The 18,567-nt window shown below is 39.2% G+C and carries 22 protein-coding genes; 16 read left to right on the top strand and 6 right to left on the bottom strand.

What is annotated here, in order from left to right; genetic code table 11:
- The first annotated feature begins 38 nt into the window (after positions 1-38).
- Positions 39-821, top strand: coding sequence for an alpha/beta fold hydrolase (locus tag JM79_RS02005; protein WP_141876566.1), 783 nt, complete (start codon positions 39-41; stop codon positions 819-821).
- A 72-nt stretch (positions 822-893) separates the two neighbouring features.
- On the top strand, positions 894-1,145 hold the full coding sequence (locus JM79_RS02010) for a DUF1660 family phage protein (RefSeq protein WP_141876567.1): 252 nt from the start codon (positions 894-896) through the stop codon (positions 1,143-1,145).
- A 168-nt stretch (positions 1,146-1,313) separates the two neighbouring features.
- Here the strand turns inward: JM79_RS02010 and thiL are convergent, their stop codons facing one another.
- On the bottom strand, positions 1,314-2,369 hold the full coding sequence (gene thiL / locus JM79_RS02015) for a thiamine-phosphate kinase (protein ID WP_141876568.1): 1,056 nt from the start codon (positions 2,367-2,369) through the stop codon (positions 1,314-1,316).
- A 216-nt stretch (positions 2,370-2,585) separates the two neighbouring features.
- Between thiL and JM79_RS02020 the strand changes: the two genes are divergently transcribed.
- The 12 genes from JM79_RS02020 to hflX all read left to right on the top strand — a co-directional run bounded on the left by JM79_RS02020 (position 2,586) and on the right by hflX (position 12,307).
- Positions 2,586-2,915, top strand: a complete 330-nt coding sequence (locus JM79_RS02020; RefSeq protein ID WP_141876569.1) for an iron-sulfur cluster assembly accessory protein — start codon at positions 2,586-2,588, stop codon at positions 2,913-2,915.
- Between the two features lie 51 nt (positions 2,916-2,966).
- A complete protein-coding gene (gene sufB / locus JM79_RS02025; RefSeq protein ID WP_141876570.1) occupies positions 2,967-4,412 on the top strand; it encodes a Fe-S cluster assembly protein SufB in 1,446 nt (481 codons plus the stop codon).
- A 24-nt stretch (positions 4,413-4,436) separates the two neighbouring features.
- On the top strand, positions 4,437-4,817 hold the full coding sequence (locus JM79_RS02030) for a hypothetical protein (protein WP_141876571.1): 381 nt from the start codon (positions 4,437-4,439) through the stop codon (positions 4,815-4,817).
- Between the two features lie 52 nt (positions 4,818-4,869).
- On the top strand, positions 4,870-5,619 hold the full coding sequence (gene sufC / locus JM79_RS02035; protein WP_141876572.1) for a Fe-S cluster assembly ATPase SufC: 750 nt from the start codon (positions 4,870-4,872) through the stop codon (positions 5,617-5,619).
- 46 nt (positions 5,620-5,665) lie between these two features.
- Entirely contained in the window at positions 5,666-6,979 is a 1,314-nt protein-coding gene (sufD, locus tag JM79_RS02040) for a Fe-S cluster assembly protein SufD (protein ID WP_141876573.1), read from the top strand.
- Between the two features lie 20 nt (positions 6,980-6,999).
- Positions 7,000-8,238, top strand: coding sequence for a cysteine desulfurase (locus JM79_RS02045; protein ID WP_141876574.1), 1,239 nt, complete (start codon positions 7,000-7,002; stop codon positions 8,236-8,238).
- 91 nt (positions 8,239-8,329) lie between these two features.
- Positions 8,330-8,761: a hypothetical protein gene (locus JM79_RS02050; protein WP_141876575.1), complete on the top strand. Its 432-nt coding sequence runs from the start codon at positions 8,330-8,332 to the stop codon at positions 8,759-8,761.
- A gap of 37 nt (positions 8,762-8,798) precedes the next feature.
- Positions 8,799-9,221: a SufE family protein gene (locus JM79_RS02055; RefSeq protein ID WP_141876576.1), complete on the top strand. Its 423-nt coding sequence runs from the start codon at positions 8,799-8,801 to the stop codon at positions 9,219-9,221.
- Between the two features lies 1 nt (position 9,222).
- On the top strand, positions 9,223-9,546 hold the full coding sequence (locus JM79_RS02060; RefSeq protein ID WP_026914726.1) for an iron-sulfur cluster assembly protein: 324 nt from the start codon (positions 9,223-9,225) through the stop codon (positions 9,544-9,546).
- A gap of 9 nt (positions 9,547-9,555) precedes the next feature.
- Positions 9,556-10,068: a DUF2480 family protein gene (locus JM79_RS02065; RefSeq protein ID WP_141876577.1), complete on the top strand. Its 513-nt coding sequence runs from the start codon at positions 9,556-9,558 to the stop codon at positions 10,066-10,068.
- Positions 10,069-10,070: 2 nt separating this feature from the next.
- Positions 10,071-10,967: a DUF3078 domain-containing protein gene (locus JM79_RS02070; protein ID WP_141876578.1), complete on the top strand. Its 897-nt coding sequence runs from the start codon at positions 10,071-10,073 to the stop codon at positions 10,965-10,967.
- A gap of 116 nt (positions 10,968-11,083) precedes the next feature.
- Positions 11,084-12,307 carry a GTPase HflX gene (hflX, locus tag JM79_RS02075; protein ID WP_141879154.1) on the top strand — a complete coding sequence of 408 codons (1,224 nt, stop codon included), beginning with the start codon at positions 11,084-11,086 and terminating at the stop codon, positions 12,305-12,307.
- A 4-nt stretch (positions 12,308-12,311) separates the two neighbouring features.
- Here the strand turns inward: hflX and JM79_RS02080 are convergent, their stop codons facing one another.
- The gene (locus JM79_RS02080; RefSeq protein ID WP_141876579.1) at positions 12,312-13,226 is read right to left on the bottom strand and encodes an oxidoreductase; all 915 of its coding nucleotides are present in this window, start codon (positions 13,224-13,226) and stop codon (positions 12,312-12,314) included.
- Positions 13,227-13,301: 75 nt separating this feature from the next.
- Here JM79_RS02080 and JM79_RS02085 point away from each other — a divergent pair, with 75 nt between their 5' ends.
- Positions 13,302-14,027: a hypothetical protein gene (locus tag JM79_RS02085; RefSeq protein ID WP_141876580.1), complete on the top strand. Its 726-nt coding sequence runs from the start codon at positions 13,302-13,304 to the stop codon at positions 14,025-14,027.
- Here the strand turns inward: JM79_RS02085 and JM79_RS02090 are convergent.
- Together JM79_RS02090 and JM79_RS02095 are read right to left on the bottom strand one after the other, a co-directional pair.
- Positions 14,024-14,830 carry an NAD(P)H-binding protein gene (locus tag JM79_RS02090; protein ID WP_141876581.1) on the bottom strand — a complete coding sequence of 269 codons (807 nt, stop codon included), beginning with the start codon at positions 14,828-14,830 and terminating at the stop codon, positions 14,024-14,026. The genes JM79_RS02085 and JM79_RS02090 overlap by 4 nt on opposite strands.
- Positions 14,831-17,119, bottom strand: a complete 2,289-nt coding sequence (locus JM79_RS02095) for a M20/M25/M40 family metallo-hydrolase (protein WP_260443352.1) — start codon at positions 17,117-17,119, stop codon at positions 14,831-14,833.
- A gap of 155 nt (positions 17,120-17,274) precedes the next feature.
- Between JM79_RS02095 and JM79_RS02100 the strand changes: the two genes are divergently transcribed.
- On the top strand, positions 17,275-17,742 hold the full coding sequence (locus JM79_RS02100) for a CBS domain-containing protein (protein ID WP_141876583.1): 468 nt from the start codon (positions 17,275-17,277) through the stop codon (positions 17,740-17,742).
- Here the strand turns inward: JM79_RS02100 and JM79_RS02105 are convergent.
- Together JM79_RS02105 and JM79_RS02110 are read right to left on the bottom strand one after the other, a co-directional pair.
- Entirely contained in the window at positions 17,736-18,167 is a 432-nt protein-coding gene (locus tag JM79_RS02105) for a DUF4174 domain-containing protein (protein WP_141876584.1), read from the bottom strand. The genes JM79_RS02100 and JM79_RS02105 overlap by 7 nt on opposite strands.
- 47 nt (positions 18,168-18,214) lie before the next feature.
- Positions 18,215-18,562: a hypothetical protein gene (locus tag JM79_RS02110; RefSeq protein WP_141876585.1), complete on the bottom strand. Its 348-nt coding sequence runs from the start codon at positions 18,560-18,562 to the stop codon at positions 18,215-18,217.
- Positions 18,563-18,567 lie beyond the last annotated feature (5 nt).

Genomic DNA, 18,567 nt, shown 5'->3' on the forward strand with positions numbered 1-18,567 from the left:
TAGATATCCTGGGATTCACGGTATTTTAAATTTACGCGATGATGAAACTACTATATAAAGACAACGAGATCTTTCATACGATTACGGGAACAGGCCACACGAAAATTCCCTTGGTCTTGCTGCACGGTTTCTTAGAAGATATGACGATCTGGTATGACTTTATAGAAGGCCTGGGAAAGGAACGGCAAATAATTTGCATAGACTTACCCGGTCATGGAAGGTCTAAAGATTTTTCAGGACCACATGGCATGCAGGAAATGGCAAATATTGTTGCTGCTGTTCTTAAAGATATTGGAATACAACAAGTTAGCCTGGCAGGTCATAGTATGGGTGGATATGTTGGTTTGGAATTCCTCGATAATTTTCCTATGATGTTGAAGGATATCATGTTGATTAATTCTACACCTTCTGAAGATACTGTAGAACGAAAAAAGATTCGGGACAGATCAATAGAAATTGTGGGAACCAACAAGGATGCTTTTATAAGTATGGCAATTTCCAATTTATTTTCTGCGGAAAGTCGGGAAGTTTTTAAAGATGAAATTGATCGCTTAAAACAAGCTGCTTACAGGCTGAATATTGAAAATATACAGCAAACGCTGAAAGCGATGCGAGATCGAAAAGATCATACTGTGACTTTGAAAAAATTTGAGGGGGGCAAAATGATTATTGCTGGTAAAGATGATACGCTAATTGAAATTACTGATATTCAGAAGCTAGCAACGGAAACGAATTCAGATCTAATCATTCTTGAAAAGGGTCATAATTCCTGGCTGGAAATGTCAGAAAAATTATACAAAAACATGCTTTTTATCGATTAATTTAACCTTTTTATCGAAACATTAACTTTTTTTTATACTTTAGAGTCTTAGAAATCAGAAATTTATACACCTATGAATAAAAAACACTTTAGCTCGTTCTCTATTACAAAGGTTCATTGCAACTTGTTTGGTCATAAATTAAAAGTTTCTAAAAACATCACGAACCATGTTCATGAATACCAGTGCTGCAGATGCGGCATGGAAATGACCGATACTGCTGACGGACTACTCGCAAGACTTACACCGAAATTTAAAGAAACCAACGCCTACCTGGCAAAAATCCATCAGAAAAGGCAGCAGGCATTTTATGCTGAAGCTTCTTAGGGTTTTCGATTTAATTCGCTTTTACTTCTGATCAATATCTTTAGAATCTTCCACATAATTCCTTTCGAGCTAAATCGAGGTAAAAATGTTGTCTTGACTTGTTCAATACGAGGCCGATCCCTAATCGAATTAGATCCGAAAGGTCTGGCCGAAATGGGGTTTCAGAAATTAATCCTCTTCCTTATCCATTGAATTCCAACCTCTGGCGATTAGTGGTAATTTTTGATTTGCACGGGTAACCAGGTGCATGCCCTCATTTTCTTCAGTCATATGACCAATCACAGTTAAATTCGGGTTTCCTTTGATCTTATCGTAATCTTCCTGCGCAATGGTAAATAGCAATTCATAATCTTCACCACCGCTTAATGCGATCGTAGTGCTATCGATATTGAATTCCTCACAAACTGAAATCACAGCAGGATCCAGCGGAATTTTCTCTTCGTATAGATTGGCGCCTACTTTAGAGCTTTTGCAGATATGGATGATCTCAGAAGACAAACCGTCACTGATATCGATCATGGAACTTGGTTTAACACCAAGATCGCTTAGAAGCTTAGCAATATCTTTTCGGGCTTCAGGTTTTAATTGTCTTTCAATAAGATAGGTATACTGCTCAAGATCTGGCTGGGAATTTGGATTCGCTTTAAAAACTTCTTTCTCACGCTCCAGTACCTGAAGACCCATATAGGCAGCTCCAAGATCACCGGTTACCACGAGAAGATCGTTAGGTTTAGCTCCATCTCTGTAAGCAATATTCTCCTTTTTAGCGTGACCAATTGCTGTAACGCTGATCATAAAACCAGAAGTAGAAGAAGTAGTGTCCCCACCAATAACATCGACATTATAAACTTTCGAGGCTAATTGTACCCCGGCATAAAATTCTTCCAGCGCTTCTACCGGAAACCTGTTCGACACAGCGATAGAAACTGTTACCTGGCTTGCGGTAGCGTTCATTGCATAGATATCAGATAAATTAACCATCAGCGCTTTGTAACCCAAATGTTTTAGTGGCATGTAAGCAAGATCAAAATGAACACCTTCGATCAAAAGATCTGTGCTTATTACAGTTTCTTCATCATCAAATTTCAGAACAGCAGCATCATCTCCAATAGCTTTGATCGTAGAATCAAGCTTCGGGCTAAAATGCTTTGTTAAGTGTTCGATCAAACCGAATTCACCTAATTCTGAAAGGTTCGTCTTACTTTCCTGACTATTATCAAACATGCAATGAAAATTTAGACTGCAAAAATACAAGAATAAAATGCAATTCAGAAGAAAGCATGAAAAGCTTCTGAAGCCGCAGAAATATTGCCTTGGTGACTACTGGAATTTCGATCGAAGACTTCTATGATTCAATTCTTAAAACATATTCCTAGTCTATGGTAAACCGCTTGTTTTATAGTATATTTGCACTCAATTTAGAATTAATCTTTATAGCTTATGATTAAAGTTAGCGAAGAGGCTAAAAAGAAAATTTCCGTCCTCATGACCGAAGAGGGTTTTAATGCTACGGCAGACTATGTTCGGGTTGGAGTGAAGAGCGGAGGATGTTCTGGTTTGTCTTATGAACTTACGTTCGACAATAGCCAGGCTGAAGGCGATAAGGTCTTCGAAGATAACGATGTAAAGATCGTTGTTGACAAACGCAGTGTGCTTTATCTGGCTGGAACTATTTTGGAATATTCCGGAGGATTAAATGGAAAAGGATTTGTTTTTAACAACCCGAACGCACAAAGAACCTGTGGATGCGGTGAAAGTTTTTCACTGTAAAAATTATGTATCGGTTACTACCGATCTTTAATTTAATTAGAATTACGAAGAATGGCATATACTGAAGACGATTTAAAGAAAGAGCTCGAAACCAAGGAATACGAATATGGATTTTATACAGATATAGAATCTGATACTTTTCCTGTGGGCTTGAACGAAGATATCGTAAGAGCAATATCCAAGAAAAAGGAAGAGCCGGAGTGGATGACGCAATGGCGTTTGGAAGCTTACCGGGAATGGGAGAAAATGGAAGAGCCGGACTGGGCTAATGTAAATTATCCAAAACCAGATTTCCAGGCGATCTCTTATTACTCTGCTCCAAATAAGAAACCGAAGTACGATAGTATCGATGATGTGGATCCGGAATTACTGGATACTTTTAAAAGACTGGGGATTTCTCTTGATGAGCAAAAGAAATTAGCCGGTGTTGCAGTAGATGTGGTAATGGATTCAGTTTCTGTAACTACAACTTTTAAAAAGACGCTTGCTGAAAAAGGGATTATTTTCTGTTCTATTTCTGAAGCGATCAAAGAACACCCAGAACTGGTTAAAAAATATCTTGGAACCGTGGTTCCGCAGAAAGATAATTTCTACGCTGCTCTTAACTCGGCAGTTTTTAGTGATGGTTCTTTCTGTTATATTCCGAAAGGCGTTCGATGCCCAATGGAACTATCAACATATTTTAGAATAAACCAGGCAGGAACCGGTCAGTTTGAGAGAACACTGGTTGTTGCAGATGAGAGCAGTTATGTAAGTTACCTGGAAGGTTGTACTGCTCCATCCCGTGATGAGAACCAGCTGCACGCAGCAGTTGTAGAGCTTATCGCTTTGGATGATGCTGAGATCAAATACAGTACGGTACAAAACTGGTTCCCTGGAAATAAAGAAGGAAAAGGTGGAGTTTTCAATTTTGTAACTAAACGTGGACTTTGCGAAAAAGGGGCGAAGATTTCCTGGACTCAGGTAGAGACAGGATCTGCAGTTACCTGGAAATATCCAAGCTGTATCCTGAAAGGTGATAATTCGGTAGGAGAATTTTACTCAATTGCCGTGACCAACAACTTTCAGCAGGCAGATACCGGAACTAAGATGATTCATCTTGGTAAGAATACTAAGAGTACGATCATCTCAAAAGGTATTTCTGCAGGAAAATCTCAGAACTCTTATCGTGGTCTGGTACAGATCAACGGTAGAGCTGAAAATGCGCGTAACTTTTCACAATGTGATTCCCTTCTGATGGGGAATGAGTGTGGAGCTCATACCTTCCCTTATATTGAAGTTAAAAATAAATCTGCACAGGTGGAGCACGAGGCAACAACCAGTAAGATCGGTGAAGACCAGATCTTCTATTGTAACCAGCGTGGTATAGATACTGAAAAAGCGATCGCATTGATCGTAAATGGTTTCAGTAAAGAAGTATTGAACAAACTTCCTATGGAATTTGCAGTAGAAGCTCAGAAATTATTAGAGATCTCGCTGGAAGGTTCAGTAGGATAATTGATTCTGAAGACAACTTGATCGATGAGAAGGTTTTTTGAAATAATGATCGTGGCTATTTTGCTCGTATCCTGTCAGGATGATGAACAAAAGGAACTTAATCCCGAACCTGTAACTGCTAAAGTTCAGGATAGTCTGGAAGTGCTTCAGGGAGACTATGTTTATGTAGCTGATGCTGCTGTACTACGAGGGGAGAATTTCGTGTATGGTGTTAAACAGGATTCCATTGCAATGCTACTTTCAGAAAAAGTAAGCGATTTGAAATCTGATGATTTTGAAATGATCCCGGTTCGTGTTAGAGCTAAGATCACGCCAAATCCCACACTGAAAGGCTGGGACGAGATCATCGAAATTAGGGAGATCCTGGAAATTTCAGGAGCCAGTGTTTCAGATTCAATAGAATAAATAAAAATAGAATATCAAACAGTCTGCATAGGCAGATTCAGAAATAACAGACATGCTTAAAGTAAAGAATTTACACGCCAGTATTGAAGATAAAGAGATCCTGAAAGGAATTAACCTGGAAATCAAACCAGGAGAGGTTCATGCGATCATGGGGCCAAACGGTTCCGGGAAAAGTACCCTTTCTTCAGTAATCGCAGGAAGAGAAGAGTATGAAATGACTGAAGGTGAAATGATGTTCGAAGGGGAAGACCTGAACGAACTTGATCCTGAGGAAAGAGCGCACAAAGGAGTGTTCTTATCATTTCAATACCCTGTGGAAATTCCTGGTGTTTCTGTAACCAATTTTATTAAAACAGCGATCAACGCTCAAAGAAAGGCACACGGGCAACCGGATATGCCTGCGAATGATATGCTGAAAATGATTCGTGAGAAATCTGAAATGCTGGAAATCGATAGAAAATTCCTTTCTAGATCATTGAACCAAGGTTTCTCAGGAGGAGAGAAGAAACGTAACGAGATCTTCCAGATGGCGATGCTTGAACCAAAATTATCTATTCTTGATGAAACAGATAGTGGACTTGATATCGATGCACTAAAGATCGTTGCAAATGGAGTGAATAAACTTCGCTCTAAGGATAACGCGGTATTGCTAATTACGCACTACCAGAGATTGCTTGATTATATCGTACCAGATTACGTGCATGTATTGGTAGACGGAAAGATCGTAAAGTCTGGAGGAAAAGAACTTGCTTACGAACTGGAAGAAAGAGGATACGATTGGGTAAAGCAGGAAACAGTTTAATACTCGAGTCGAGAAATTGAATTGTTGAACTAGAAATTAGAATGTAATGGAATTGAAAGATAAATTGGTCTCGTCATTTTTAGCCTTTGAGGAAAATCTGGACCCGAACGAGAATCTGGATACTTTAAGAAACGAAGCGATCAAAAATTTTGAAACGCTTGGTTTTCCTGGTAGAAAAGACGAAGACTGGAAGTATACCTCACTAAATTCGGTTTTAAAACACGATTATAGTGTTTTTCCGAAGAAAGAAGACGCGATCGAGTATCGTGATATCAAGAAATACCTCATACATGATATAGATACTTATGATCTGGTTTTTATCGATGGGATCTATTCTTCTCATCTATCGCAAACCACTCATGATAAGATCGATGTTTGTTTGATGTCTGCTGCGCTTAACAAGGACAAGTACAGTGCGGTAATTGAAAATTATTACAATAAAGTTGCTCCAAAAACCAGCCTGAATTCGCTGAATACAGCATTTGCCAGGGAAGGAGCTTTTATACATATTCACAAGAATACTCAGGCAGATAAGCCTATCCAGATCATTAATTTTGCTACTGGAAATGAGTCTGCTCTAATGTTACAGCCTAGAAATCTGGTTGTTGTGGATGAGAATTCTCATGTGCAGATCATTGAAAGACACCAAAGTCTTACAGATCACCCGGTGCTTACGAACTCTGTTACCGAGATCTTTGCAGATAAAAGAGCGATCGTAGATTACTATAAAATCCAAAATGATAAAGCTTCAGCTTCATTAATTGATAATACGTTTATCAATCAAAAATCTGAAAGCCACGTTTCTGTGCATACATTCTCGTTTGGAGGGAAGCTAACCAGAAATAATTTGAACTTCTACCAGAATGGAGAACGTATAGATTCTACCATGAAAGGAGTTACCATTATTGAAGACAAGCAGCACGTAGATCACAACACACTGGTTCATCATATCGAGCCTAATTGTGAAAGTCACCAGGATTACAAAGGAATTTTTGATGACAAATCTGTTGGGGTATTCAATGGTAAAGTTGTTGTAGAGAAGGAAGCACAGAAGACAAATGCTTACCAGTCTAACAACAATATCCTCGCAAGTGACAAGGCGACGATCAACTCGAAGCCACAGTTAGAGATCTTTGCAGATGATGTACGTTGCAGCCACGGGTGTACGATCGGGCAGCTTGATGCGGAGGCTTTATTCTATTTGCAATCCAGAGGTATTCCGCGTAAGGAAGCCAGAGGATTACTTATGTACGCATTCGCAAATAACGTATTGGAAAGTGTAAAAATTCCGGAAGTGAAGAAGCGTATTAATAAGCTAATTGCGAGCAAACTTGAAGTCGATCTAGGCTTCAATCTATAAATCAATAAAACTTTAAGAGGATGAGTCAGTCAACTCAGGTCAGAAAAATAGATGTTGAAACGATCCGTCAGGATTTTCCAATTCTTGGACGTGAGGTGAATGGCTATCCATTGGTTTATTTCGATAATGCCGCGACTGCGCAAACACCTAAACAGGTGATGAATGCGATCGTGGATTATTATTCGAATTATAATGCCAATATTCATCGTGGAGTTCATGCGCTTTCTCAGGAAGCGACAGATAACTATGAGCAGGCCAGGATTAAAATTCAGCAACATTTCAATGCTGAACATGCTCACGAGATCATTATGACCTCGGGTACAACACATGGGATCAACCTTGTGGCGAATGGTTTTTCTTCTTTACTGAAGTCTGGAGATGAAATTCTGGTTTCAGCAATGGAGCATCATTCGAATATTGTGCCCTGGCAAATGCTGGCGGAAAAGACCGGTGCTAAGCTGAAGGTCATCCCGATGAACGAAAGAGGGGAACTAATCCTTGACGAATATAGGAACCTGATCACTGATCGCACAAAACTTGTCTTTGTAAATCATGTTTCCAATGCCCTTGGAACGGTGAATCCAATTAAAGAGATTATTGACATCGCTCATGAAGCTGGTGCTGCTGTTTTAATAGACGGAGCTCAGGCATCGCCGCACATTAAAGCTGATGTTCAGGAGCTTGATATTGATTTTTATGTAGTTTCAGCTCATAAGATGTGTGGCCCTACTGGTGTTGGAATGTTATATGGTAAACAGGAGTGGCTGGAAAAATTACCTCCTTATCAGGGTGGTGGTGAAATGATCGCTACAGTAAGTTTTGAAAAAACGACCTATGCCGGTCTGCCTCACAAATTTGAAGCGGGAACACCTAACATTTGTGGCGGAATAGCTTTTGGAGCGGCCCTCGATTATATGAACTCTATTGGCTTTGAAGAGATCGCTTCTTACGAAGATGAATTGCTTCAATATGCAACAAGCAGGCTGAAGGAGATCCAGGGAATGAAGATCTATGGGGAAGCTGCCGAGAAGACGGCCGTGATTAGTTTCAACGTAGAGGGATTACATCCATACGATATTGGAACGCTATTAGATAAAATGGGAATTGCTGTTAGAACAGGGCATCATTGTGCACAACCGGTAATGGATTTCTTTAAGATTCCCGGAACAGTAAGAGCATCCTTTGCATTTTACAATACGAAAGAAGAGATCGATACATTTATGGAAGGGTTAAAAAAGGCTTTGATGATGCTGCAGTAATCGCGAACCTTCCTAATCAAATACAATATACTTAAAAGAGGCTCCAACATGGTGCCTTTTTTTGTAATATGCTATATCTAAAATTCCAGTTATGAAACTTTCAATACTATCTTTTATTCTAATATTCTTTGCTATTAATGACTGTTCTAACGATGGTCAGGAAGAAATCAAATCTGTAAGCTATAAAACTTATACGCGCGGATCTTCTTCAACTTATACGATCACTTCGGAAGAGATCAAATTAAAAAGCACTGGAGTTCAAACAAAGGAAAATTCAGAAGCAATCTCAGAGGAAGATTGGGAGATGCTCACTTCAGAAATTAAAAAAATTGATACCTCCAAACTGGAAGATCTTGAGGCGCCAACAGAATCCAGGGCCAGTGATGCAGCTGCACATGCTGAACTAAGTCTGGTCATTGGAAATTCTGAATTTAATTCCTCCACCTTTGATCATGGGAATCCTCCTGAGGCTTTAAAACCATTGGTGCAGGCTATTTTAAGATTGGCAGAAAATGTTGAATAGCAGGTTAGCATGTCGTACTTTTGTGCAAAATTGAGTTATGACGATTCAGGAAAAACAGAATGAAGTAATTGATGAGTTTGCAATGTTCGACGACTGGATGCAGCGTTACGAATATATGATCGAACTTGGGAAATCACTTCCGCTAATAGACGAAAAATATAAGATCGAAGAGAATCTTATAAAAGGATGTCAAAGTAAAGTCTGGGTTCATGCCGAGCTTGACGGTGAGCGTTTGTTATTCACCGCAGATAGTGATGCGATTATTACCAAGGGAATTGTTGCGATCCTGATAAGAGTATTTTCAGATCAGCATCCTTCTCAGATCATTGAAGCAAATACTCAGTTTATTGATGAAATTGGTCTAAAAGAACATTTGTCTCCAACCAGAGCAAACGGACTTGTAAGTATGATCAAACAATTAAAAATGTATGCTTTGGCATATCAAACACAATTGAATTAAGATGGAGCAGGAAATAAATACACAGGAATTAGGAGAGAAGATCGTAACAGTTTTAAAGACGATCTATGATCCGGAAATTCCGGTAGATATCTACGAATTAGGTTTGATCTATGACGTGATGGTGTCTACAGATTATGACGTAAAGATTTTAATGACCCTGACTACCCCTAACTGTCCGGTGGCAGAAACCCTTCCATTAGAAGTGGAAGAGAAAGTGAAGTCTCTGGATATGGTAAAAGATGCTGAAGTGGAGATCACTTTTGACCCACCATGGAGCCAGGATCTAATGAGCGAAGGAGCGAAACTTGAGCTTGGATTGCTCTAAAAATACTTTATGGCTGAAGAAATCGTAAATAGAATCGCCGAAAGTAAACTGGTTACCTTTAATCTTGAAGATTTTTATCCCAAGGGACAGCGTGTCGTTTTTGATATTAGCGACTGGCTACTTGAAGGCTTTGTGCTGAGAGAGAAAGATTTTAGAGAACAGGCGAAAAATCATGTCTGGCAACAGTATAAGGGTGCTTATGTTGCCCTTGTATGTTCTACAGATGCGATCGTACCGTCATGGGCTTTTATGCTCGTTAGCTCATACCTGCAGGGTATTGCTCAAAAGACCATAATCGGAGATCTGGAAAACCTGGAAAGTCATCTTTACCAGGAAGTGATCGATCGTCTGGATGTTAGTGATCTGGAGGATAAGCCTGTTATTATCAAGGGATGTTCCAACAAACCAGTTCCAAAAAATGCTTATATAATGATCATGCAGAAACTACAACCTGTAGTTAAAAGCTTAATGTATGGAGAGGCTTGTTCTTCAGTTCCGCTCTATAAAAAACCTAGAAAATAGTAATGAAGAAAGTTTTATTTACAGCCGTTGCGCTGTTTTTATTTGGATCTTCCTTTGCACAGGAGGAAAATGATTCTATCCCACCCAATGGATGGCAAAAAGAAGGAAATGTTCAGTTATTATTTAACCAGTCTGCTTTCAACAAAGAATGGACAGGTGGTGGAACTTCCAGTATCGCTGGAAATTTAACTGTAGATTACCAGTTCAATTATCGTAAGGATGATTTTACCTGGGATAACAGGATTCTGGCGAATTACGGACTTACGAAAGTAAAAGACGATGAATTTGAACGTAAAACGAGTGACCGACTTGAATTGAACAGTATTGCCGGGAAGCAGATAGAAGACACGAATTTTTATTATTCATGGTTTTTAAACTTCAGAACTCAGTTCGCTAAAGGTTATGAATTTTCAGAAGATGCTGAAACTGGGGAAACTATAAGAACCGAAACCACCCATTTTCTATCACCAGGTTACTTGCAAACCGGTCCTGGGATAATGTATAAGAAAGATGATAATTTCATGGTGAACCTTGCACCGGCCACGGCAAGATTGATCTTTGTGGACAGTGATTTCACGAGTCGTGCAGGTTATGTTGATGGTGATTACTTTGGAGTTGATGAAGGAAAAAGTACTAGGTTCGAACTAGGCGCTGCACTTACCGCTTTCTTAAGCTACGAGATCCTTGAAAATGTAGAAATGGAGCATTCACTAGCTTTATATTCAAACTATCTTGAGAACCCGGAGAATGTAGATATTGATTATTTGCTGAATCTGAACATGGGAATCAATGATTACCTTTCTGCAAACCTGATATTCCAGGCGATCTATGATGATAACGCTGTTGGAGCATTCCAGATTCGTGAAGTATTTGGAGTCGGGATCAACTTCGGATTCTAGAGAAAACCTATAGATTTATGAAAAGCCCGTGAAATTCACGGGCTTTTTCAGTTAAATTTTTGTTGAAGTATGGCGGCTTCGAATGCAGAAGCCATCTAATGATTATCTTTGTATTTATGATTGAAAAAACCGACCTGTCCTTTGAAAAAGCTGTTCTTGTAGGTATAGTTACCAAAGATCAGAACGAGGATAAACTTGAAGAATACCTGGACGAGCTGGAGTTTCTAACTTTTACCGCTGGTGGTGAAGTGCAGAAACGTTTTACGCAGAAGATGGACATGCCGAATCCTAAAACCTTTATTGGAACCGGTAAGATGGAAGAGGTGCGTGAATTCGTGGCAGAACATGAAATTGGTGCCGTGATCTTTGATGACGAACTTACACCTGCTCAGCAGAAGAACATTGAAAAAATACTAAAGGCTAAAATTCTGGACAGGACTAACCTGATTCTGGATATTTTTGCCCAGAGAGCAAAGACCAGTTACGCCCGGACACAGGTAGAACTGGCGCAATATGAGTACTTATTACCAAGACTTGCCGGTATGTGGACTCACCTTGAAAGACAACGTGGTGGTATTGGAATGCGTGGTCCAGGGGAAACAGAGATCGAAACCGACCGTCGTATCGTTAGAGATAAAATATCTTTACTGAAGAAAAAACTGGAAACCATCGATAAGCAAATGGAAGTACAGAGAGGGAACAGAGGACAACTGGTTCGTGTAGCACTTGTAGGATATACCAACGTAGGGAAGTCTACCTTGATGAATGCGATTAGTAAAAGCGAGGTTTTTGCTGAAAATAAATTATTTGCCACGCTGGACACCACAGTAAGAAAAGTAGTGATTCGTAACCTTCCATTTCTGCTAAGTGATACCGTTGGTTTTATTAGAAAACTGCCAACTCAGCTGGTAGAATCTTTTAAATCTACATTGGATGAGGTTCGGGAAGCAGATCTTCTCTTGCACGTGGTAGATATCTCTCATGCCAATTTTGAAGACCATATAGCTTCCGTTAACCAGATTCTAACAGAGATCGAAGCTTTAGGTAAACCAACCATTATGGTCTTTAATAAGATCGATGCTTACGAGCCTGAAGAGATCGAGGAGGATGATCTTGTAACCGAGAGAACTTCAGCGCATTATACGCTCAAGGAATGGAAGAAAACCTGGATGAATAAAATGGGTAATAATGTGGTCTTTATTTCTGCCACTGAAAAAGAGAATTTTGAACATTTCAGAAAAAGAGTATACGAAGCCGTTCGTGAAATTCATATTACTCGATTTCCTTATAATAACTTCCTGTATCCGGAGTATGATAAATATGGCGAGACTAAAGAATAGATAGTTAGCTTAAAAATTTTATCCCGGTAAGATCTTCAGAAACAGCCCATAATTTTGCGGCTGTTTCTTTGTTTTCAGCCTGTCTGGCAATTTCAGCTTCTGCAGGCTTCCCTTTCATTTCTCTAAAGCCATCAGGCCCAATATAGCAACCACCTGCCAGGTCTTTATCTAAAGCCGCCTTGAGCGTAGGTTGCGCTCCTTTTTCCGCAGAATGGGAGATGAATGGTTGCAAGGGTTTGGCGATAAGCATAAGCCATCCCGGCAAATGTCGCATGAGTTCTGTGGAGGAAACACCTGGATGGGCGGCAAGTGAACTCACGTGTCTTACAGAATTAGCTTTTAATCTTCGTTCCAGTTCTAAACTAAAAAGCAGGCAGGCAAGCTTGGATTGCCCATAAGCTTTGAATTTTGAATAAGAGTTTTCACTCTGCAGATCATTGAAATCAATTTCGGCATTTTTGTGAGCGATAGAACTCAAGGTCACGATCCTGGAGCTTTTCGAAGTAGTCAATTCTTCCTCTAATAAACCAGTAAGTAGAAAATGGCCTAAATAATTTACTCCTAATTGAAGCTCAAAACCGTCTTCGGTTTTTTGATAAGGAGGCATCATCACACCAGCGTTATTTATTAGAAGGTCAAGCTTTTCATTTTTAGTTTTAAATTTTGAAGCAAAGGACCTTACCGATTCCAGACTTGCAAGGTCTAGTTCCAGTATCTCTAGTTTAGCGTTTCCATGCCAATTCAGAATTTGTTGCCGGGCTTCTTTGGCTTTTTCCAGGTCTCGGCAGGCCATGATCACCTTGAAGTCCTTTGCTGCAAGCGCCTTTGTAGTTTCGAAACCCAGTCCGGCATTCGCTCCAGTTACAATTGCGATAGGTTGTTCGTTATTGGATATTTCTGAATTCTGAAATTCGCTCATGGATTGTTCTTTTGATACTTCGGAAAGATCTTTTGGATCAATTATTTCTTATTTTTAAAAGATACAATCTATATCATGAAAATTATTCTACTCCTCTTAGTTTTAGTATTTAATTTGAATATGCAGGCTCAATCGGTTCAAGGTTCGTGGAAACTTGCTGCGGAAAATGGCAAGGCAGTAACAGGCAAAGAGGTGATTCGTATTTATGCTGATTCGTATTTCACTGAAGGTGCGAAAGATCCAGATTCCAATGAATTTCTCTGGGCACGTGGAGGGGAATATCACAAGAAAGATGATCAGGTTCGAATTGATTTTGACACGAGGCAGGAAAAACCTTCAGTAGAATTGATTGCACATAGGATCGAATTTGAAGAGGACAATAGTTTCAGGGTAGAACAGGGCGAAACCATTCAAAAGTGGATAAAAGTGTCAGGAAATAAAAATGAATTAACGGGAAATTGGGTGATCACGGGTAGAGAGCGAAATGGTGAAATGAATCAGATGAAACCCGGTGATCGAAGAACTATCAAAATGCTGGGTGGCGATCGTTTCCAATGGGTAGCATTTAACTCGGCAACCGAAGAATTTTTTGGTACCGGCGGTGGAACTTATATTGCGAAGGATGGAAAATATGTAGAGAATATAGAATTTTTCTCCAGGGATGCCAGTAGAGTGGGAGCAAGTCTCGAATTCAATTATAAAGTCGAAGACGGGAATTGGATACATTCAGGAAAAAGTTCCAAGGGTGATCCTATCAAAGAGATCTGGTCACCTTATGCTGAAGCTTATTCCAGAAACTAATATATAGAATGCTCAAATTTGAAATTGAGCTCTTTTTGAAATCTATCTGAACTTACCACTTTACCTTCTGATGATATTTCATGACTGAAGTGAGGGGCTTCAAGTTCTCTGTCCTGCGCTATTTTAGTATAATAATCTTCACGTGAAGGATGCTCTGGATGTACCAGGTTATATATATTATTGGTAGCAGGTTTCTCGATTAGGGCAATAATTGCTTTGATGCAATCACGACGATGTACGAGATTTACCGGCGCTTTTGGAGAGCTTAGATCTCTTTTTCCAGAAAGCTGATTCACAGGATGGCGATCATCGCCAATTAAACCACCAAAACGCAGAATTTCAGTTTTAAAGTTTTCGTTATTCAGCAATAATAACTCGGCATTGCGCAGCTGAACTGCTATATTGGAAGAGTTATCGGTTTCAGTATTTTCATTAACCTCTGGAAAACCAGGTTCATTTTTATAGACCGAAGTTGAACTCACGAAAATGATCTTTGGACAATAACTTTTCTCCAGGTAAGGAACAATGGTTCTAACTTTTGAAACGAAGTCGGCTTCAGGATTTTTTCTAAGTCCGGGAGGGATGTTCACCACGATACAGTCGGACTTGGAGAGAAAAGACCTGATATCTCCCTGTATTCCTTTTTCATACAATTTTATCGTGTAGGGAACGAGTCCTGCGGCGTGAAGATCAACAAACTTCTCATTTCTGGTAACAGAAGCTTTTACCTCATGATTCAAGGCCCTTAATTCTTTTCCAAGCTCAAAACCAAGCCATCCACATCCTAAAATCGCGATTTTCATTTATTCCTTTATTCTTATGGTTTTCTTTAAAATTGTAGCATCATTCAAAACGAATGGCCGCGGGATCATATCCTTCGGTCTTTTTTCAAGCTTTAATTCTTCGTTTTCGAAGAGATCGTAAGCCGATTCGTAAAGTACAAATTCTGGCTCATCTTCTGGTGCTATTGCGAATTCAATTCGCAAAGTATCCCGGTTTGAGGCGTAATATGTAAGAATTCGTTCTTTCCATCGCTGCGTATGCATATTAAAATATTGTTCTCCCAATTGCTCATCTTCAGCTATAAGATCATTTACTCTAAACTCTTTAAAATCCACATCACGGATTTCATATAATTCCAGGCGGTTAATATCCCGATTTGGAGCGATCTTCAAAGAATAGGACTTCCAATTAGTCAATGTATCAGTTTCGAGTTCTTGCAGTAGGATTGCAGGTTCGGGAATATCAACTTCCGTAGCGCTGGATTTTCTTCGGAAATTACTGCCGTATTTACTGCTGAAGTTAGATTCTGTTCCTGAATTTTCTGTGCCTTCAGGAAAATAAGAGCTCGTCCAGGAATCTTCCATTTTATCATAACTATACCAGAAATTAACCTGCTGGTCGAGATCCTTCAGATACACCAAACTATTAGGTTTAGGTCTTTCCGAAGAAAATTCTGAGTAATAATGCGCTGTAAATAGTAAAATATTAAAAACCAGAAAGCATAAAACCGCAAAGGATTTAAGTTTTCTGAAGTATCCAAAGAGCGGTAAAAGGAATAGAAATACTAAACTTACCAGGATTGCGGTAATGAAAAGGGTTTTAAGACCCAATGCGACCGGTAAACTCAAGATGAAGGGCAGAAGTAAAATAATGGCGGGAAAGCTCAGTAAGACCATTAGAATGCGGTTTGGTTTTTTTTGTCTTATCAGGACGAAGAGTTGTAATAGTCCGAAGAATACAGGGATGATAAAATATGCAGCACCTTTCAGGTATAAGGCAACGAGTGTACAGATCACCAGCCATAAAGCAAGTGGCGCTGTAAATATGGAAGCTTTATATGAACGTTTGCGAAACCAATGATAGGTTATAAAACTAATGGACAGGGAAAGAAAGATGATCAATGCGATGTACCAGTAGCCATTGTAGGTAAAGCCATGTTCCATTTCTGAGTATTCCGGGTAAATAAATAGACAGAACTGCCAGAACGCCCAGCTTAAAAAAGCTGATAAACCAATACTGATTAACATGGGTAAAAAACCTTTGAAAATTTCAGTAATACTCAGGCGGTCTCTTCGAATTCCGTAGATAACCAGGATGAGGAAAATCGCAATGGCAGCGATCAACATGGGCAAGATCCAGTCGAAAGGATATTTTACGAACTCTCCAAAAGGCAAATTAAAATATATAAGATCTCTGTCACTGGATAAATTTTTAAGATCTGCTTCGCTAAAATGAGCAAGCAGCGGCATAAGGTAGCTACCTTGATGAGCAAGGGTTTCGGCATCCAGATTTTTGGGAGTGTCATTCGCCGTGTGATAGTCAAAATGATCATCAATAAAAGCAAAATTATAACCATTGATATTGCCCTTTTCACGCAAGACGGTAAGATCTGTGTCGTTTGGAAGCATTTTATAGATACTGTAGGCAAGCGAGTTGCTTACTGGGAATTCTACGTTCGCATCTGCAAATGCTTCGATCAACTTCGCATTCTTTCCATTAGTTTCCAGTAGCATAAATGGATTTCCACCGCTTCCCCTGGCTTCAAAATTAAGCGCTAGTTGTGCATCTTTCGCCCACGGATGATCTTTAACAAAGATCTCTGCACCTATCAAACCAATTTCTTCCGCATCTGTAAAGAGCAAAATAATATCATTCTTAGGTTGAATTTCCTTTTCACGGAATGCTCTGATGCCTTCCAGTATGGTAGCCACGCCACTTCCTGCATCACTTGCACCTGGCGAAGAATGTGTGGCACTGTCGTAATGAGTCATAAGTACCAATGCATCACCATCACCTGAACCTTTAATTCTGGCAAGGATATTTTGTGGTTTGCTTAAAATAGCGCTGGAATTGAGAAAATAATCTTCCTGAGTTTGTACTTCCAGACCCATTTGCTGCAATTCCTGTACGATATAGTTGCGAACTTTTGGATGCTCACTGCTCCCAACATAATGTGGTTGCTGTGCAATAGCTTCCACATGCTGGAAGGCTCTTGAAGTTGAAAATTGATCTAAAGGAATTTCTTCGGAAAGCCTGGCTTGGGGAGCGTCGAAATTAAAACTTAGCCAAACTGCTACAAAGATCAGCAAGAAAGATATTAAGCCGGAAAATTTAGAGTTCATGCAATGAGGATCAAAGTTTTAAAGTTAATTAAGTTTTTGAAATATGAATAACAGAATAACTGTCATGCGTAACAAATCGAAAAACCTTATATTTAAGTAATTGGTAATCAAATAAATAAATTATGGGTATTAAAAGTTTTATGGGTAAACGAGCAGAGCCTGAAAAGCCTGCGGAAATTCCGATGCTGGTGAGAGATTATATGACCGAGAAGCTTATCACCTTCAGGGAAAATGAAAATATCATGGATGTCGTAGAGAAATTAATTAAACATGGCATCTCTGGTGGCTGTGTGGTGAATGACAGGAATGAATTGCTGGGAATTATATCTGAAGGAGATTGTATGAAACAAATTTCTGACAGCAGGTATTATAATATGCCAATGACAGATCTCACGGTTGGAAAACGAATGATTAGTAATGTGGAAACTATAGATGGGAATATGAATGTTCTGGATGCCGCGAAGATCTTTATTGAAAAGAGATTCCGAAGATTTCCTATTGTGGAAAATAACCAGTTGATAGGTCAGATTTCACAGAGAGATGTTCTTAAAGCTGCTCTAAGATTAAAATCACACACCTGGAGTTATTGATCTTTTCTTCTTATTTCTGCCTTTCTCATAGGCATACCATCTATCAGGCTGAATAATTTTTCGGTTTGAACAATTTCCTGTTGCCTTAGTTTAATGCCTCCATCCAGTCCAAGTAGGAAAACTTCAAATTCAGTTTTTACAGAAATTTTTAGTTTGTCTTTTAAGTATGAACTTACCCATTCTGAATTTTCAGGAAAAATTGTTTTGTATTGATTACTATGAACCTGGATTAGTATTAGTTTTCTTTCTGAAAGCTCTTTTGGTTCTTCGGTAAGTAGATCCAATTGTTTTGATACAAGATCTAATTCAGTGTCATTAGAATACACGACAATGATTCGGTTTTCCCATTGGTATTGTTGCAGGTCCTGCGCTTTTGAAGTCATTCCGTAGAAAATTAGAATAATGAGTAATGTGAGATTCCGCATACATCAAAAGTTAGGCATTTCTATTTGATCTTAGGTATAATAAAATCTCAATTTCTTCTCACCAATGCGTAAAAGTCATTTTCAAGCGGCAGATAGCCCATATCATACACAAAGAAGTATTGCTTTCCCGTTTTGGTAGTATAAATACTGGTGAAGAATTCAAAGCTAAATCCTTTGCAAAGTAATTTAGATTTAGAAACCGAAGTTTTATCACCGGGATTTAGTTCCTGAAGTATCCGGTAATTTTTCCGCAGCGAGTTATTCGTATTCCTGATGAGGTTACTTGCATCTTTATTCATCCTGTTGTGATATGCATTTCGGCAATAATCACTACAGAATTTTTTATCTGTTCTTCCAACGATCTTTTCGTTGCACTCCTCGCAAGTCTTTTGCATAGGGA

This window comes from Gramella sp. Hel_I_59 (assembly GCF_006714895.1).
In the GTDB taxonomy this organism is placed as follows: Bacteria; Bacteroidota; Bacteroidia; order Flavobacteriales; family Flavobacteriaceae; genus Christiangramia.

Excerpts from the sequence above, each read along its gene's own strand:
- JM79_RS02110 (WP_141876585.1), bottom strand. The coding sequence starts at position 18,562 with ATGCAAAAGACTTGCGAGGAGTGCAACGAAAAGATCGTTGGAAGAACA.
- JM79_RS02090 (WP_141876581.1), bottom strand. The coding sequence starts at position 14,830 with ATGAAAATCGCGATTTTAGGATGTGGATGGCTTGGTTTTGAGCTTGGA.
- JM79_RS02080 (WP_141876579.1), bottom strand. The coding sequence starts at position 13,226 with ATGAGCGAATTTCAGAATTCAGAAATATCCAATAACGAACAACCTATC.
- JM79_RS02030 (WP_141876571.1), top strand. The coding sequence starts at position 4,437 with ATGAGAAGGTTTTTTGAAATAATGATCGTGGCTATTTTGCTCGTATCC.
- JM79_RS02060 (WP_026914726.1), top strand. The coding sequence starts at position 9,223 with ATGGAGCAGGAAATAAATACACAGGAATTAGGAGAGAAGATCGTAACA.
- sufB (WP_141876570.1), top strand. The coding sequence starts at position 2,967 with ATGGCATATACTGAAGACGATTTAAAGAAAGAGCTCGAAACCAAGGAA.
- sufD (WP_141876573.1), top strand. The coding sequence starts at position 5,666 with ATGGAATTGAAAGATAAATTGGTCTCGTCATTTTTAGCCTTTGAGGAA.
- JM79_RS02055 (WP_141876576.1), top strand. The coding sequence starts at position 8,799 with ATGACGATTCAGGAAAAACAGAATGAAGTAATTGATGAGTTTGCAATG.
- JM79_RS02065 (WP_141876577.1), top strand. The coding sequence starts at position 9,556 with ATGGCTGAAGAAATCGTAAATAGAATCGCCGAAAGTAAACTGGTTACC.
- hflX (WP_141879154.1), top strand. The coding sequence starts at position 11,084 with ATGATTGAAAAAACCGACCTGTCCTTTGAAAAAGCTGTTCTTGTAGGT.
- JM79_RS02105 (WP_141876584.1), bottom strand. The coding sequence starts at position 18,167 with ATGCGGAATCTCACATTACTCATTATTCTAATTTTCTACGGAATGACT.
- JM79_RS02050 (WP_141876575.1), top strand. The coding sequence starts at position 8,330 with ATGAAACTTTCAATACTATCTTTTATTCTAATATTCTTTGCTATTAAT.
- JM79_RS02085 (WP_141876580.1), top strand. The coding sequence starts at position 13,302 with ATGAAAATTATTCTACTCCTCTTAGTTTTAGTATTTAATTTGAATATG.
- JM79_RS02010 (WP_141876567.1), top strand. The coding sequence starts at position 894 with ATGAATAAAAAACACTTTAGCTCGTTCTCTATTACAAAGGTTCATTGC.
- JM79_RS02045 (WP_141876574.1), top strand. The coding sequence starts at position 7,000 with ATGAGTCAGTCAACTCAGGTCAGAAAAATAGATGTTGAAACGATCCGT.
- JM79_RS02100 (WP_141876583.1), top strand. The coding sequence starts at position 17,275 with ATGGGTATTAAAAGTTTTATGGGTAAACGAGCAGAGCCTGAAAAGCCT.
- sufC (WP_141876572.1), top strand. The coding sequence starts at position 4,870 with ATGCTTAAAGTAAAGAATTTACACGCCAGTATTGAAGATAAAGAGATC.
- thiL (WP_141876568.1), bottom strand. The coding sequence starts at position 2,369 with ATGTTTGATAATAGTCAGGAAAGTAAGACGAACCTTTCAGAATTAGGT.
- JM79_RS02005 (WP_141876566.1), top strand. The coding sequence starts at position 39 with ATGATGAAACTACTATATAAAGACAACGAGATCTTTCATACGATTACG.
- JM79_RS02070 (WP_141876578.1), top strand. The coding sequence starts at position 10,071 with ATGAAGAAAGTTTTATTTACAGCCGTTGCGCTGTTTTTATTTGGATCT.
- JM79_RS02020 (WP_141876569.1), top strand. The coding sequence starts at position 2,586 with ATGATTAAAGTTAGCGAAGAGGCTAAAAAGAAAATTTCCGTCCTCATG.